At 62.8% G+C, this 14,442-nt stretch carries 15 protein-coding genes; 11 read left to right on the forward strand and 4 right to left on the reverse strand.

Going from position 1 to position 14,442, the window contains the following annotated elements; translation table 11 throughout:
* Window positions 1–80: 80 nt before the first annotated feature.
* The 3 genes from G502_RS0117830 to G502_RS22165 form a co-directional block, all read right to left on the reverse strand.
* Window positions 81–1,097, reverse strand: a complete 1,017-nt coding sequence (locus tag G502_RS0117830; RefSeq protein ID WP_022730045.1) for a hypothetical protein — start codon at window positions 1,095–1,097, stop codon at window positions 81–83.
* A gap of 93 nt (window positions 1,098–1,190) precedes the next feature.
* Entirely contained in the window at window positions 1,191–2,909 is a 1,719-nt protein-coding gene (locus G502_RS0117835; protein ID WP_022730046.1) for a class I SAM-dependent methyltransferase, read from the reverse strand.
* A 63-nt stretch (window positions 2,910–2,972) separates the two neighbouring features.
* Window positions 2,973–4,616, reverse strand: coding sequence for an RNA-directed DNA polymerase (locus G502_RS22165; RefSeq protein WP_081649881.1), 1,644 nt, complete (start codon window positions 4,614–4,616; stop codon window positions 2,973–2,975).
* Window positions 4,617–4,822: 206 nt separating this feature from the next.
* Here G502_RS22165 and G502_RS0117840 point away from each other — a divergent pair, with 206 nt between their 5' ends.
* The gene (locus G502_RS0117840) at window positions 4,823–5,365 is read left to right on the forward strand and encodes a terminase small subunit-like protein (protein WP_022730047.1); all 543 of its coding nucleotides are present in this window, start codon (window positions 4,823–4,825) and stop codon (window positions 5,363–5,365) included.
* 58 nt (window positions 5,366–5,423) lie between these two features.
* On the opposite strand, the gene nirK is transcribed toward G502_RS0117840, so the two are convergent.
* Window positions 5,424–6,605 carry a copper-containing nitrite reductase gene (nirK, locus tag G502_RS21155; RefSeq protein WP_022730048.1) on the reverse strand — a complete coding sequence of 394 codons (1,182 nt, stop codon included), beginning with the start codon at window positions 6,603–6,605 and terminating at the stop codon, window positions 5,424–5,426.
* Window positions 6,606–6,831: 226 nt separating this feature from the next.
* Between nirK and terL the strand changes: the two genes are divergently transcribed.
* The 10 genes from terL to G502_RS21175 all read left to right on the forward strand — a co-directional run bounded on the left by terL (window position 6,832) and on the right by G502_RS21175 (window position 14,306).
* Complete coding sequence (terL, locus tag G502_RS21160; protein ID WP_211217868.1) at window positions 6,832–8,310, forward strand: phage terminase large subunit; 1,479 nt, start codon at window positions 6,832–6,834, stop codon at window positions 8,308–8,310.
* Between the two features lie 69 nt (window positions 8,311–8,379).
* Complete coding sequence (locus G502_RS0117855; RefSeq protein ID WP_022730050.1) at window positions 8,380–8,631, forward strand: AbrB/MazE/SpoVT family DNA-binding domain-containing protein; 252 nt, start codon at window positions 8,380–8,382, stop codon at window positions 8,629–8,631.
* A 123-nt stretch (window positions 8,632–8,754) separates the two neighbouring features.
* On the forward strand, window positions 8,755–9,978 hold the full coding sequence (locus G502_RS0117860; protein WP_022730051.1) for a phage portal protein: 1,224 nt from the start codon (window positions 8,755–8,757) through the stop codon (window positions 9,976–9,978).
* Between the two features lie 340 nt (window positions 9,979–10,318).
* Window positions 10,319–11,902 (forward strand): HK97 family phage prohead protease, encoded by a 1,584-nt coding sequence (locus tag G502_RS0117865; protein ID WP_162141005.1) that lies wholly within the window; start codon window positions 10,319–10,321, stop codon window positions 11,900–11,902.
* A gap of 91 nt (window positions 11,903–11,993) precedes the next feature.
* Window positions 11,994–12,530, forward strand: a complete 537-nt coding sequence (locus G502_RS0117870) for a hypothetical protein (protein ID WP_022730053.1) — start codon at window positions 11,994–11,996, stop codon at window positions 12,528–12,530.
* 10 nt (window positions 12,531–12,540) lie between these two features.
* Window positions 12,541–12,867, forward strand: coding sequence for a head-tail adaptor protein (locus G502_RS0117875; RefSeq protein ID WP_022730054.1), 327 nt, complete (start codon window positions 12,541–12,543; stop codon window positions 12,865–12,867).
* Window positions 12,864–13,298 carry a tail completion protein gp17 gene (gene gp17, locus G502_RS0117880; protein ID WP_022730055.1) on the forward strand — a complete coding sequence of 145 codons (435 nt, stop codon included), beginning with the start codon at window positions 12,864–12,866 and terminating at the stop codon, window positions 13,296–13,298. Before G502_RS0117875 ends, gp17 begins: the two co-directional genes overlap by 4 nt.
* Window positions 13,295–13,726: a phage tail tube protein gene (locus G502_RS21165; RefSeq protein ID WP_022730056.1), complete on the forward strand. Its 432-nt coding sequence runs from the start codon at window positions 13,295–13,297 to the stop codon at window positions 13,724–13,726. The genes gp17 and G502_RS21165 overlap by 4 nt, the downstream gene beginning before the upstream one ends.
* Complete coding sequence (locus tag G502_RS21170) at window positions 13,723–14,124, forward strand: GTA-gp10 family protein (protein ID WP_022730057.1); 402 nt, start codon at window positions 13,723–13,725, stop codon at window positions 14,122–14,124. The genes G502_RS21165 and G502_RS21170 overlap by 4 nt, the downstream gene beginning before the upstream one ends.
* Window positions 14,124–14,306 carry a phage tail assembly chaperone gene (locus G502_RS21175; RefSeq protein ID WP_022730058.1) on the forward strand — a complete coding sequence of 61 codons (183 nt, stop codon included), beginning with the start codon at window positions 14,124–14,126 and terminating at the stop codon, window positions 14,304–14,306. Before G502_RS21170 ends, G502_RS21175 begins: the two co-directional genes overlap by 1 nt.
* Window positions 14,307–14,442: the final 136 nt, after the last annotated feature.

Raw genomic sequence — 14,442 nt, forward strand, 5'->3', positions numbered from 1 at the left:
TTACAGAGGGTCATCCAGCGTTCCCACCAGATGCGCGGAGTCCACATGACCTAGGACCAGGATACCCGAAAGGTATGTGTCTAACTAAATGTTTTGTTACTAAGCTCCTCAGCAATAGCTTCAATGTCGCTGAATTTGTCTAGATCAATATTGAAGTCCTTGACGAGGTTGAAGTATCGATGTCCAAGCATGCCGCCAGAGGATGCCTTATTTAAATTTGCTTCAAAGAAGCTTTCCACAACATAGAATCTGTGTGGCTCTTGGGCAAAATCAGGATAGTAGTATGCTGCTCCGTCAATGGCGGCTTCGATTCTATAATGATCCTCGTCTTTTAATTCTCCAAATTCGTCATTTAGGACTTCGAGTCCTTTTCCGCCTCTTTGGCATATAGCAACTGCCTTGATTCTCCCTATGTGCGTTATGCACTTGTCCTTATAAGTCCCGATCAAGTGGGCTTGTGCCCATTTTGGGTTGCGAGATGCGGGTTCATAATAAACGCCATGTGTTATGTTCTCATGCCATGAGGTGCCGCAGAGAAAGGCGACCAGCTTTTCGTGTTGATCCGGCAGCAGGCCTTCATTGGCAATGAATGAGTGATAATCATTGAGAATATCTTCTAGTTCAGGTTCATCTTCACAGACTTCCTGAAGCCCGGACAGCAGTTCAGCGAAGGAAACAACGCTGAACTGGATTCCAAACTCTGCGGCGTTCGATTGAACACGCTTCAGAATTTCTTCAGGAAGCGCTTCCGGAGCCAATCCGACCAGAAAGGCAGAACCCTTCTTATGGCTATGCTCGTGTATCGATAGAAGGTGCGCGTCTAGCTGCTGTTCTGAGAGAGGACAATCAAGCTTGGCCTCCACGTATATATGGAAACTTGCCTGCTCAATAACGCAGTCAGGTACGCTGTATGCAGCCCTTCTCTGTTGCGTAAATCGCGGCCCTACCTCGATGACCTCCTCGCCAACCATTGAATTGAGAATCTGCTCAAGCTTGAAGGGGGAAAGACGATATACGTGCCGAAGCATCAGCAGAGTATTATTGGTGACGTGATTTTCTCGTTGTGAGTAGGTCTGGAAATGGTTGATATCTGTCATTTGAGGATGCCCCTTCTGGAGTGCTTATCGAAGGCAGTTAAAAAGTGGAATTGATTGGCTATTCAATGGATAGGGTCACAACGGTTAAATCGATCACCACTCCTTGATCTGCTGGTCTGCCTTCAAGGCAAGTCGTTTGGCGCTGAGGCCGGAGAAGACTGTTCCAGGGTCATTCCCAGGATCATCTACCGGCAGGGATGAGGAGGCCTCGGTGAAAAAGCGCGTGGAAGTGGCTTCGCCGCTGTCGATATAGGCCTGCTGCCACCAGTCGATGATCGTGTCGCTTGCCTGTGCAAGGCGCTCTGCTGCCGGCAGTTTCTCGCGCTTCTGGTTCTGGTTCACCTTTCTGTCCGAGGGCATGAGGTTCCAGAGGTCCTCGCAGGGCCAGGCCGACCAGGGCAGGCAGTGGTCGATGTCCAGAGACCTGGCCGACAGGCGCTTGCCACTCCACACGCAGTAAAGCCGGTTCTGCTCCAGCAGGGGTGCGGCAAGCCTCCGGGCATAGGCAACATTGCGCTCAGGGTCCGACCAGCGCAGGGCCTGAGCCAGGGTGTCGCGATCCAGCTGGCGTTCCTGCCGTTCGGCATAGGTGAACATCAATCGTTCCCATTCGTTGACGAGGGCCGGTTCGATCCAGGCATCATAACGGGCCAGCGCCCGCCAGAGATGCAGGGGCACCTGGATTTCTCCGAACTGCCGAAGATAGCTTTCCTCCAGGCGTAGCGTTTGCGGGGCGCTGCCGACGCGTCCGCGCCTTGCGACCAGAATGGGCCTGTCGGAGTCCGGCCAGGTCATGTAGTGCGCTGGCATCTGCTGGATCGTGGCGCTGGCTTCTTTCAGCGCCTGATGAAGTGCACTTGCCGTCGCCCCTGTGAATGTTGCGCCGGGGCGCAGGTCCAGGGGCGAAAGGTGACAGATGGCCTGATAGCCTTGCTTGGCAAACCCCAGCGCCTGTGTGCTGGCTCTGTTAAGGGGGGATTGGGGCAGGTCATTGTCGAGCAGCGGCTTGTAGAGTCTGAGCCAGATGAGTGCGATCAGCCCCAGCGGAACCGACACGGCCTCGTCACCGGCACTGCGGGCCATGCCCTGGGCACTGTCGGCGGCCCGCGCGACCGAACGCAACAGGCCCAGCTTGTAAGTGGCGGTCTTCAGATCGTTCAGGATGACGTGACGCAGTAGGGGTAGGGCGCCGGTGCCGTCATCGGGCAGCCGTAGCGCCATCTGGGTCCAGGTGATCTCACTGCGGCCCTGTCCGTCCGGGGCCGATTCCTCGTGTACCACCATAGCGCCATGGCTCTTGGCTAGGCGGTTAATCTCCTCGGCCGAGACCGGGTGCATCTGGCGTTCAGGTTCTGCTGGGCCATGCCGCAGGGTCAGGGCCAAGGTACCGCCAGGGCGCAGTAGGCCGAGCAGCTTGCGGAGGGCACGCTGGCGTTCATTCGGAGGAACATGCATCCAGACGGCGGAGAGCAGGATGAAATCGAAGGTCAAGCCGAGACGATAGACTGCATCAAGGCCAGGCAGGTAAGAGTCCACCCAGTGGATAAGTGCCTCCGGATGCAGGCGTTGCGCTTCGGCGCGCATGTCAGCCGAAGGCTCCGCTGCAACCACTTCATGGCCCAGGCCAGCCAGCCAGGCAGCGTCCCTGCCGGAGCCTGCGCCAACATCCAGGATGGTCCCTGGGGTTTTGGGCAGCAGGTCACTCAGACCAGTATGCAATAGCTCTGGCTGCAGGGCTTCGTAACGTGCGGTAAGATCCAACGCTGTACTGCCTTCGTAGTTTCGCCAAGCCTGATCTCCCTGTTCACCCAAGAATTAATTATCCTTAAATTTCTAGAATAAAAATAGAAAAAAATTACTATGTATTAGTATAAATTATATATACCTATCATCTTTTGTTTGTTTAAATACATGGTATTTATATTTACTATACCTCCTACCTACTACATCTATTCTTCCAGCAGTAAATATTTCATTATCTAAAAATGTAACATTATTATTAAGCATTTTACTAAATACAGGATCATATTTAACGCTTTGAATCAATTTTTGATCTGATGTCCATTTTCGTCTTACGGATTCATAAAATGGCAACCAGTACTCGCTATATAAGCCATTCTTCCTTAGCTCTTTCCTCCATTTCCATTTTGATAGTGGTATGTCTAATACATGGTTCTCTCTTAATAACCCAAAAATAGTAAAAATTATTGGATCAGGCATAACATCGTAATAATTTATATCAATATCTCGAATCTTAATGTTTAGGGATCCGCTTACAAATAGAACCCAACTGATTTCAAAATCCTTTGATTGATCAAAATATTGATGAAGATGGTAAATAATCCAACTTCTAATCTTCTCTACGTGTCTATCGTTTGAGAGGCATATATCTTTATTATTTATAATAAATTCAGCTACATGATTAGTACAAGATGGATAATCGCGTGAAAGCCGTAATAACCCATCTATTATTATAAAAAAATTATTATGAAAATTATTTAATTTTGATAATCTCCTACACGCCCAGTGTGCTGGTGCACCAGTATTGTATTTTTCACAAAGAAAAAGTGTTTTATCTATTAAATGAAGAATTTCTTTTTCTTGATAAAATATATTATTAGATACATTGATTAGATCAAACTCTAATTCCCACTCATCTCTATACAAAAATTTTGATTCTGTTATATAAGTTTTATCTTCATTTAATTGTAAGTTATAATCCCATAAAGATTTTCGTAAATTAGTTAAAGCATTTTCAGCGCTATCTTTATCATTAAAACCAATTAAAAAATCATCTACTAGTCTAATAATGTTTTTATTATTAGCATATTCTATGAAATTTTTATCATTCTCAACTCCATTCATTAGTATTTCTGCGATTATACGTGATAAATCAGGTCCTACAGGTATTCCAAAAGTTTCTCGTGATTGACATAATTGAAGTCCATTATCTATTTCGCTGGACCAATGCTTTTTTAGTCTTCTATCATTATTGCATAAATAGTTTTTTACTTTTTCTTTGCCTATGACAGCCCAGGGTATAGAGTGGGTATATGCTGTATAGAAGAATCTAGATATGTCTGCTTTTAATATGTATTTGTACTCAGAATATATTTCATTCTTCCTATTCTTCCATCCTTTAAAATCAAGTCCTTTAAAGGCCTTATTATTATTTATATCTTCTTCAAATATATAAAATGATGTATTATTCTTTTTTATTAATTCTTTAATATTTTTTCTGTTTTCCGTAACAACTATGGATAAATTTAATTGAGAGAGAGGGTGAACTAAAGCTAAGTTTCTTCTACCGTAATTAGGCTTTGGTGATGTAAATGTATTATATTTTGTAACTTTCTTAAGTAACGATTTTCTATTCTTCTTTAAATACTTAAAGTTATTTTTGCAATAATCAGAAAAATATTTTGTTGTGATTATTGGAGGTATTTCAGAGGGTAGATAGCCACTCCTTATTAGAGCATAAAGAAAATTTGCTTGGGGTGATGATCGACGCGATGACATTTTCAACCGATTCGCAAATATTTACTCGATTCTCGGCATCATACGAATAACCACCCAAGGCTGTAAATGGTAAACGCGACAATTTTAGCTTAGTTGGATTGCCCTTGACAGCCGGGGCATGTTCCGGTTATGTTCACGCATCATCGAAAAGTTTGAGCGGAACCCGCGGCCCCTGGGGCGGCGGGTTTTTTCGTGGGGAAAGGCCGATGGCTGCGGACGGGGAAGATGAAGTCGAGGACTGGCGCGAGCGGCTCTGTCGCCGGCTGGCGGCGGGGGAGGTGCTGGGGCAGCTCTGCGGGCGGCGTGGCATTCCCGAGCGCGGGGCGGTGCTGGCCGCGCTGGCGGGTGAGCCGGAGTTGGCGCGGCGCTTCGCCCTGGCCCTGCAGCTTCAGCGCCAGCAGTGGGCCGAGGAGATCCTGGAGATTGCGGACGGCAGCGAGCCGGCGGACCCGGAGGGCGACGGGCGCCTGGCGCTGAGCCATGCCCGCCTGCGCATGGAGGCGCGGCGCTGGGTGCAGGAGATGACGCGCCGGGCGGCGGCCTTGCCTGCTGAGGGTGCGGCGTCGGACGGTTCTGGAAAGAGGAACGTTGCGGGAGATACAGCGGATGGGGGCGCCGAACGGGCGGAGGCCCTGCTGACCGCGGCCCAGCTGGACCGCTCCGAGCGGGCCTTTCTGCGCCGCCTGCTGAACAAGCGGCTGGCCCGGAACGAACGGCGCCCCACAAAAGAACGACGCCCCGGGGTGTGATGCCCCGGGGCGCCGCTGTTTCGGACCTTGATGTCAGCGCCCTTTGGGCGCCGTCATGTCAGGCCTCATCTTCTTCCATGGGGTTGAAGATTTCGTGGTTCTCCTCGCCCTCGACGATCAGGTGGCCGGCCAGGCCGCGCTCGGCGCGCGACAGGGCGTGGTCCACCAGCACATAGGTGCCCGGCACCTGGGTGGTGAACTCGGTCATGATGGCGCCGCCCGCCGGCACGGTGGCCGTCTGCACGTTTTCCAGCGGCGGGCTGGTCAGCGCGCCATAGGGATAGACGCGGTCGAAGATCTCGCCGATCACGTGGAAGGAGGCGGAGTAGTTCGGGCCGCCGGAGCCATAGAAGATGCGCACCGACTCGCCCACCTGGGCCTTCAGGGGGTAGTGGTCGGTCAGTGCGCCCACGTGGCCGTTCATCACGAAGTATTCCGGCCGCTCGTTGAGCAGCTTCTCGTAGCTTTCGGTCAGGAGGCCCGAGGTGCCGAAGGATTCCTCGGTATAGATTTCGCCCTGCATGACATAGAACTCGTGGTCCACGGGAGGCAGGCCCTCCTCGGGCTCGACCAGGATCATGCCGTACATGCCGTTGGCGATGTGCAGCGCCACCGGCGGCACGGCGCAGTGATAGACATAGATGCCGGGATTGAGCGCCTTGAAGCTGAACTTCTTGGTTTCGCCCGGGCCCGCCGTGGTGGCCTCGGCGCCGCCGCCGGGACCGGTCGCGGCGTGGAAGTCCACGTTGTGCATCATCCAGCTGTCGTCGGCGTTCTTCAGGGTCACTTCGACCGTGTCGCCGACGCGCACCCGGATGATGGGGCCGGGCACCGTGCCGTTGAAGGTCCAGAAGCGGAAGGTGCTGTTGTTCGACAGATGGGCTTCCAGCTCGATGGTCTCTAGCTCGACCTGGACGGTGGCCGGTTCGCTGCGCTCGATGGGCGGTGGCACGTTCGCCGGGTTCTCGGCAATGTCCGCCATGTCGGGGTGTGCGGGGTTCACCGAATAGAGACGGTTGCTCATGGTGCCGCTGTGGTCGTGCTCGGCCAGTTGGACCTGGCCGGCCTTCTGGGCCAGGGCCGGTGGCGCGCCGATCAGCGTGCCCAGGCCCAGGCCGGCGGAGCCGGCGAGCAGTCCCCGGCGGCTGATGCCGCCGCGTGTGGGCGTGGCGTCCGCCGGGTCCGTCGAGGCCTCCTGTGCGGTGTGGTCCTTGGCGGTGCGGGCATTGCTCTGAGACATGATGCCTCCTTTGGGTGCAGATTATGAGAGGCCTGGCCCCTGCCGTGCGGGGCGGCCGGTTGCAGGCGGGAAAACCCGCCCGTGTTGCCGGTGCATCCGGCAATCATTCATCCAAAGGTTGGGATTTGACCGGCGACTGTCCAGCGATTCCGGCAGGGCAGGACCCAGGCAGATGCTGCCGGACGGTCCCTGAAGGCCGGAAATTCGGGAGAAACGAGCCCTCGCCGTGACAGGTCGCAAGCACTCCACTCTGGCTGAGGTGGCGGCCCTTCAGACTCCGGAGGCCGGCCTGGCGGCGCTGGACCGGCTGGAGGCGGCGGGTTCGCTGTCGGCCTTCATCGAGCTGGCCTGGCCGGTGCTGGAGCCGGGGCGGCGCTATCGCGGCAACTGGCACATCGATGCGCTCTGCCGCCACCTGGAGGCGGTCAGCCGGGGCGAGATCACGCGCCTGCTGATCAACGTGCCGCCGGGCACCATGAAATCTTTGACGGTCAGCGTCTTCTGGCCGGCCTGGGAATGGGGGCCGCTGGGCCGGCCCTGGCTGCGCGGCGTGCTGGCCAGCTATTCCCAGCGGCTGTCGATCCGCGACAACCTGCGCTGCCGCCGGCTGGTGGGCTCGGACTGGTACCGGGCGCGCTGGGGCGGCGCGGTGCAGCTGTCGCGCGAGCAGAACGCCAAGGCCCGGTTCGAGACCCGGGCCGGCGGCTTCCGCCTGGCCACCTCGGTGGGCGGGCTGGCCACCGGCGAGCGCGGCGACCGTTTTGTGATCGACGATCCGCACAACGTGCAGCAGACGGACTCGGACCGGGTGCGCGAGGCCACGCTGCGCTGGTTCCTGGAAACGGTGCCCACGCGCCTGAACGACCCGGCGCGCTCGGCCCTGGTGGTGGTGATGCAGCGGGTGCACGAGCGCGATGTCAGCGGCCTGATCCTGGCCCGCGCCCTGGACTACGAGCACCTGATGCTGCCCATGGAGTTCGAGCCCGACCGGCGCTGCGTCACCCGCCTGGGGCCGGCCGATCCGCGCCGGCGGGCGGGTGAGCTGCTGTGGCCGGAGCAGTTTCCGGCACGCAAGGTCGCGCGCCTGAAGGACACGCTGGGCAGCTACGCCGCCGCCGGCCAGCTGCAGCAGCGGCCGGCGCCGCGGGAAGGCGGACTGTTCCGCCGGGACTGGTTCGCTCTTGCCGGCGCCCTGCCGGCCGACTGCACCTCGGTACGCGGCTGGGACCTGGCGGCCACCAGAGCCAACGCCGGCAGCGACCCGGACTGGACCGTGGGCGTGAAGCTGAGCCGCTCGGCCGAGGGGATCTTCTACATCGAGGACATCCTGCGCCTGCGCGGCAGCGGCCTGGAGGTCGAGCGCGCCATCCTGACCTGCGCCCGGCAGGACGGGGCTGGCTGCCTGGTGGCCCTGCCCCAGGATCCGGGGCAGGCGGGCAAGGCCCAGGCGGCCTACTTGGTGCGCCGGCTGGCCGGTTTTCGCGTGAAGGCCAGCCCGGAAAGCGGCGACAAGGTCACGCGCGCCGCCCCGGTGGCCGCCCAGGCCGAGGCCGGGAACTTGCGCCTGATCCGCGGCGCCTGGAACGATGCATTTCTGGAGGAGGCGAGCTTGTTTCCCAACGGCGCCCACAAGGACCAGATCGACGCGCTGAGCCGCGCCTTCGCCGAACTGACCGCCGCCCGGCCGCCGCAGGTGTTCGCGTGATGGGGAGGGCAAGCTTGATTGGCCTGCCGCGCGCGCTTGCGGTAGGATCCTTCGTGAAGGAGAGCAGTCATGAAAGTCAGGCTGGAAAACGTCGGCAAGTCTAAGGTGGTGCGTCTGCCGGAAACCTTGACCCGGGACATGGGCCTGGGGAACGAGGTCGAGTTGCGGGTCGAAAACGGAGCCGTCATCCTGACGCCCTGCCGTGCTGTGCGCGAGGGCTGGAACACGGCTTTTGAGCGCATGGCTGCCAGCGGTGACGATGCGCCGCTGATTCCCGATGGGCTCGACAAGGACTTCGACGACAAGGCCTGGAGCTGGTGACACTGGGACGCTTCGTGCCAGTGACCTGAGGGTCGAACGACTCACTGAAAACTGAAGATTGCATAGCGCTGCGCCCGGCTTGGTCCGGGCGCAGGCGTCTCTGCGTGCTCGGGAGGGCTGTGAATGTGGCGTTGGCTGACGAAACGGCGGGCGGCGCCGGTGGCGGGACCACTTAGCAGTGGCGGGACGGGTTTCACCGGCCTGTTGCGCCAGGGGTCGGAGCTGGAGCTGCGGCCCATCCGCGGGCGGCGGCAGGCGCTGGAGGCCTATGCCGGCTGGGTCGCCGCGGCGGCCGGGGCGCTGGCCCAGGACGTGCGGGCCGCGCCCTGGGACCTTTGGCAAAGAAGCGGCCGCAAACAGCACTGGCGGCGGCTGGACGAGACGGAGATTCCGCCTCTGCTGTGCCGGCCCAACGCGCTGCAGACCTGGGGCGACCTGCTGGAGCTGACGCAGCTGCACCTGGACCTGACGGGCGAGGCCTTCTGGCACCTGGTGACGGAACAGGACGGGCGTGGCCGCGCGCGGGTCACGGGGCTGCAGATCCTCTATCCGCAGTGGATCGAGGGGCCGGTGCTGGACCGCGCCGGCCTGGAGCTGGCGGGCTGGTGCCTGCAGGTGCCGGGCCGGGCGCCACAGACCCTGCCGGCGCGCGACGTGATCTTCCTGCGCTATCCCCATCCGGCCGAGCCGCTGCGCGGCGCCTCGCCGGTGGAGGCCCTGGCCCTGTCGCACGAGCTGGACCAGCAGGCGCGGGCCTATGCCGGGGCGCTGCTGCGCAACCGGGCGACGCCGGAGCTGGTCATCACCAGCGCCGAGGAACTGACGAGCGAGCAGGCCGACCTGATCCGCGAGCGCTGGCTGGACCGCTATCGCGACCCGGCCAGCGGGCCGGCGGTGCTGGGCCGCGGCGGGCAGGTGCAGCAGCTGGGCGGGCAGCTGAAGGACCTGGCCTTCCTGGAGCTGGCGCAGCTGAGCCGCGACCAGGTCTTCGCCGTCTACAAGCTGCCGGCCAGCAAGGTGGGCCTGACCACCGACACCAACCGTGCCAATGCCGAGGCGGCGGATGCGACCTACAAGGAAAACGCCGTGCTGCCGCGCCTGCGCCGCATCGAGGAGGCGATCAATCATGCCCTGCTGCCCCGGCTGGCGGAGGCGGCGGAGGGGCCGGCAGAAGGGGGCCGGCTGTGGTTCGAATTCGAAAGCCCGGTGCGCGAGGACCGCGAGCACCTGCTGCGCCGGGCCGGGGAACTGCTGGCCAACGGGGCCATCACGCTGGACCGCTATCGCGAGCTGCTGGGCGAGGACCCGGGTGCTGCGCGCGGCGAGACCGGCGTTTCCGAGAGCTGAAGGGCCAAAAAGGAAGGAAGAGCGCATGGAAGCTGAGATGGAGACGGCCGGCCAGGCGGCCGGCGTGCTGCGCCGCGCCGAGGGGGCGGCCCTGCCTGCGGAGGACGGACCGGGCAAAGGGACGGAGGGCCGGCGGGTGACTTTCCGCGCCATCGGCCCGGAGGTGGACCGCCACGGCACGCGCATCGACCCCCGCGGGGTCAGCACCGGCGACTTCGACCGCAACCCGGTCTTCCTCTGGGGCCACGACGGCTATGCCGCCCAGGGCAAGGCGCCGGAGCTGGGCAACGTCATCGGCCGGGTGGTGCGCCACAGCGCCGGGGCGGCGGGCTTCGACATCGTGGTGGAATTCGCCGGGGCGGAGGTGAACCCGCGCGCCGAACAGGCCCTGCGCCTGGTGCGCGCCGGCTTCCTGCAGGCCGTCTCGGTGGGCTTCCTGCCGCTGAAGAGCCACCAGGAGGAGGCGCCAGGCGGGCGCAGCATCACGGTCTTCGATGCCGTGGAGCTGCTGGAGGTCTCGCTGGTGCCCGTGCCCTCGAACCCCCAGGCGCTGGCGCTACTGCGCGCCCTGGCGCCGACAGACAGTACGAGTTCGAAGATTCAACCTACAGCAAGGGAGTACAGCATGACGTCAGAGACCGAGACCCGGGCGCCGGAGGGTGCCGGAGACCGCGAAGCGGCGGATGCAGCGGCGGAGGAGGCGGCGCTGACCGGCGCCGTGCGGCGCGAGGTGGAGGCCCTGCGCGGCAGCCTGCTGGCCGAGATGCAGGCCGGCGCCGGGCCGCGCGACCGCAGGGTCAGCGACCTGGAGGCCCGGCTGGGCGAGGCCGAGGCGCGCCTGGCCGATGCACGGGAGAGCCTGCGCCTGCAGCGGGCGGGGCCGATCCTGCCCCGCGACGGGGCGGGGAGCGGCAACGAGGCCTTCCGCGGCATCTTCCTGTCGGATCCCGGCGAGGTGCGGGCGCGGCTGGCCCAGCTGCGCTCGGGCGAGGCGGCGACGCGGGCCATCGACTCCAGCCTGTTCACCGGCGGCGGCAAGCTGGCCGCCGAGACGGCCGACCGCTTCGTGGACTACCTGATCGAACAGCAGGTCGCCCTGTCGCGCGTGCAGGTGCGGCGCATGAACAGCCCCGAGGGCCATACCGACGAGCTGACCGTGACCTCGCGCCGCCTGCGCCGGGGCAGCGAGGGTACGGCGCCCACGCCGGCCGATGCCGTGGGCGTGCGCCGGCGCGGGCTGTCCACCGTGGAGGTGATCTGGGCCGAGGACGTGACCCTGACCTTCCTGGAGGACAACATCGAGCAGCAGGATGCCGAGCAGGCCATCGCCGGCCTGCTGGCCAAGGCCTTCGGCAACGACGTCAACGACCTGGCCTGGAACGGCGCAGAGGCCGAGACCGGCGATCCCTTCCGCTCGATCAACGACGGCTGGATCGCCCTGGCCGAGGCCGACGCGACGGTAAACGACCTGGACCTGGAAGACGTGGCCCACGGCATCGACACCGACAGCACGGCGCGCGATGTCCTGGCCCTGCTAATGCGTCAGCAGCCCGTCCGCTTCCGCGGGCGTACGGACCAGGCGATCTTCGTGCCGGTGGCCTTCGCCGAACGCTATGCCGAGGAGACGGCCAGCCGACAGACGGCCCTGGGCGACCGGGTGCTGGTGGGCGGCTTCCCCGAGCTGCGCTATTTCGGCATCCCGGTCATCCCCGAACCGCACCTGGCCGGCGCCACGGGGAACCGCATCATGATGACGCCGGCGGGCAACCTGTTCTTCGGCATCCAGCGGCAGATGACCGTGGACGGCCAGTGGCAGCCGCGCCGCCGGGTGGTGGAGTACACCATGACGGCGCGCACCGATTACCAGTACGCCACCGGCGAGGCCATCGTGCTGGCCGACAACCTGCCGGCCCACCTGGCCTGAGCGACCTTACCCCATCCCCCCTGACTGACGGGCGGGTCCCTGGCTTTGGACCCGCCCGTGCTTTTTCTCGAGCAAGGGAGCGAAAGTAACGATGTCTTTACTAACGCAGGCGGAGCTGGCCGCCTTCGCCGGGGTGGATGCGGGCCATCCGCGGCTGATGGCGGCCGCCGAGTCCGCCGAGGCGCTGGTGGCGGCCTGGCTGGGCACGGCCTCGCTGACGGCACGGCAGGTGACCTGCGAGATCACGCCGCCGCGCCGGCGGCGCCTGCTGGAGCTGCCGGAAGGACCGCTGAGCGCGCTCTCCGCCGTCGAGATCGACGGATCGGCCCTGGCGCCCGAGGGCTTCACGGCCCGGCCCTGGGCCGTCACCCGCCCCAGCGGTTTCCGTGCCGGCGTGCCGGTGACGCTAAGCTGGCAGGCGGGCTGGGGCGAAGGGCCGGGGGAGGTGCCGCTGCCCGACGCTATTCGCCAGGCCCTGCGCCTGGTGGCCGGCAGCCTGTTGGGCCGCGGCGCCGATCTGAGCCGGGAGGAGGAACGCCTGGGCGACCAGCAGGTAATGCGCAACCTGCAAGGTCAGGGCCTGCCGGGTGAGGCGCGCCTGTTGCTGCGGCCCTGGCGCAAGCCGTGAGGGAGCAGACATGATGGGATTGAACGACCGCCTGACCTGGCTGCGCCGGGTCGAGAGCCGCGACGCTCAGGGCCGGTGGCAGGTGGACTGGCAGGAGGCGGGGCCGGTCTTCGGCCAGATTCAGTTGCGCCTGCCGGCCGGGGCGCCGGACGCGCCCTATGATGTGAGCGCCGTGACGGGACGCGCCTGGCTGCCCGGGCATCTGGCGCTAAAGGTCGGCGACCGCCTGCGCCACGCCGGCCTGGACTACGAGCTGCGTGCCCTGTTGCCCGCTGCAGGGCCGAACGGCCTGCAGCAGGTGCGGCTGGAGGCGGTGCGGCCGGAGGCAGCGCCATGAGCCTGTCGGCGGCACTTTACGAACGCCTGAGCGGCGATGCCGAGCTGGCCGGACTCTTGCCCGCCTTTCATGGCGGGCCGGCGCTCTTCACCGCCCTGCCGGTGCCGGCAGCGGCCCCCTTGCCTCTGCTGGCCATCGGGCGGCCGGAGCAGGAGAGCAACCTGGACGTACAGGACGTACGCCTGGCGCGCCTTGGCCTGGCGCTCACCGCCTTCGCGCGGCAGGAGGCGCCGGCCGAGGAGCTTGAGGCACCGCTGCGACGGGCACGCCGCCTGCTGGAGGGCGCCGACCTGGCCTGGCCGGGCGGGGAACTGGCGGCGCTCACCTGTCGCGGGCCGCTGGCGGCACCGGCGGAGCGGCCCTGGCGCGCGGCCCGCCTGGAGGTCGAGGGCCTGTACTTTCCACAGCCTGAAGGAGGCAGCACGCCATGAGTCACCAAGCCTATCGCGGGCGCCTGGCCCGCCTCTACCTGGCCGATCCCCAGGACCCCGAGAGCTTCGAACTGGTGGCGGGGCTGCGCAGCAATGCGGTCAGCCTGGACAACGACCTGCAGGATGCCACCACCCTGGACTCCCAGGGCTTTCGCGAACTGCTGCCCGACGCCGGGGTGCAGCGCCTGACCATCGAGGCCGAGGGGCTGGCCAACGACAGCGCCGCCTGGGCGCGCCTGCAGGCCAGCGCCGTGGCGCGGCAGGTGGAGCGCGCCCGCGTCACCTTCGACAACGGCGACTCCTTCCAGGGCGATGTCTGCATCGCGCGCTTCGTGCGCACCGGCAGCTACAACGAGGCCGAGACCTTCTCGCTGACCCTGGAGAGCAGTGGGCCGGTGAGCTTCACCGCCGGTGGAGGCACGCCATGACGGCGCCCGGGAATCCCCAGCGCGGCGAAGTGATGCTGACCCTTAACGGCCGAACCCATCGCCTGCGCCCCACCTTCGCCTTCGTGGCCCGCGCCGAGGCGGCGTTGGGCCCGCTGCCCGACCTGGCCGAACGCCTGGTCGCGGGCCAGGGCTGGCGCATCGGCGAGGTGGTCACCCTGCTGGCCATTGCATTACAGGAGGGGGCATTGGAGGAAGGGCCGGAGGCGCTGTCGGAGCCGGAGATCGAGGACCGCCTGCTGCGCGCCGGCGCGGCCCGCCTGCTGCCCGTGGCGGCGCAACTGCTGATCCAGGCGCTGGCGGGCGAGGACAAGGATGGAGGCGGTACCGCCGAAGCTGCGCCGGGAAAGCCGGGTGGCGCATCGACTGGCGCCGCCTGATGGCCCTGGCCTTCGGGCGGTTGGGGCTGACTCCGGTCGTCTTTTGGGCCATGACGCCGGGCGAGTTCACCGCCTTGCTGGAAGGCCGCGGCCTGCTGGCGCCGGCCCACGGCGGGTTGTCGCGGGAGGAGCTGGAGGCTTTGGCGGGCTTGCTGGGAGAAAGTGCCTCTGGGTCCTGCTGACGCTTGGCGCTGGGAAGCATGCCAGCGGCGCCGCCGGTGCAAGAGACCTTTCGAGTGCGCTTCGCGCAGCCTCAAGGTGAGGGAGGTTTTATGAAGGCGGGAGGTTTTTTTTATGCTTTATTCCAGTCTCTTAAGC

The organism is Fodinicurvata sediminis DSM 21159, assembly GCF_000420625.1.
GTDB lineage: Bacteria > Pseudomonadota > Alphaproteobacteria > Kiloniellales > DSM-21159 > Fodinicurvata > Fodinicurvata sediminis.

What these genes read in the sequence shown, in the direction of transcription:
- G502_RS0117830 (WP_022730045.1), bottom strand. Translation starts at nt 1,097, where the DNA reads ATGACAGATATCAACCATTTCCAGACCTACTCACAACGAGAAAATCAC.
- G502_RS22165 (WP_081649881.1), bottom strand. Translation starts at nt 4,616, where the DNA reads ATGTCATCGCGTCGATCATCACCCCAAGCAAATTTTCTTTATGCTCTA.
- G502_RS0117840 (WP_022730047.1), top strand. Translation starts at nt 4,823, where the DNA reads ATGGCTGCGGACGGGGAAGATGAAGTCGAGGACTGGCGCGAGCGGCTC.
- nirK (WP_022730048.1), bottom strand. Translation starts at nt 6,605, where the DNA reads ATGTCTCAGAGCAATGCCCGCACCGCCAAGGACCACACCGCACAGGAG.
- G502_RS0117855 (WP_022730050.1), top strand. Translation starts at nt 8,380, where the DNA reads ATGAAAGTCAGGCTGGAAAACGTCGGCAAGTCTAAGGTGGTGCGTCTG.
- G502_RS0117860 (WP_022730051.1), top strand. Translation starts at nt 8,755, where the DNA reads ATGTGGCGTTGGCTGACGAAACGGCGGGCGGCGCCGGTGGCGGGACCA.
- G502_RS0117870 (WP_022730053.1), top strand. Translation starts at nt 11,994, where the DNA reads ATGTCTTTACTAACGCAGGCGGAGCTGGCCGCCTTCGCCGGGGTGGAT.
- G502_RS0117875 (WP_022730054.1), top strand. Translation starts at nt 12,541, where the DNA reads ATGATGGGATTGAACGACCGCCTGACCTGGCTGCGCCGGGTCGAGAGC.
- gp17 (WP_022730055.1), top strand. Translation starts at nt 12,864, where the DNA reads ATGAGCCTGTCGGCGGCACTTTACGAACGCCTGAGCGGCGATGCCGAG.
- G502_RS21165 (WP_022730056.1), top strand. Translation starts at nt 13,295, where the DNA reads ATGAGTCACCAAGCCTATCGCGGGCGCCTGGCCCGCCTCTACCTGGCC.
- G502_RS21170 (WP_022730057.1), top strand. Translation starts at nt 13,723, where the DNA reads ATGACGGCGCCCGGGAATCCCCAGCGCGGCGAAGTGATGCTGACCCTT.
- G502_RS21175 (WP_022730058.1), top strand. Translation starts at nt 14,124, where the DNA reads ATGGCCCTGGCCTTCGGGCGGTTGGGGCTGACTCCGGTCGTCTTTTGG.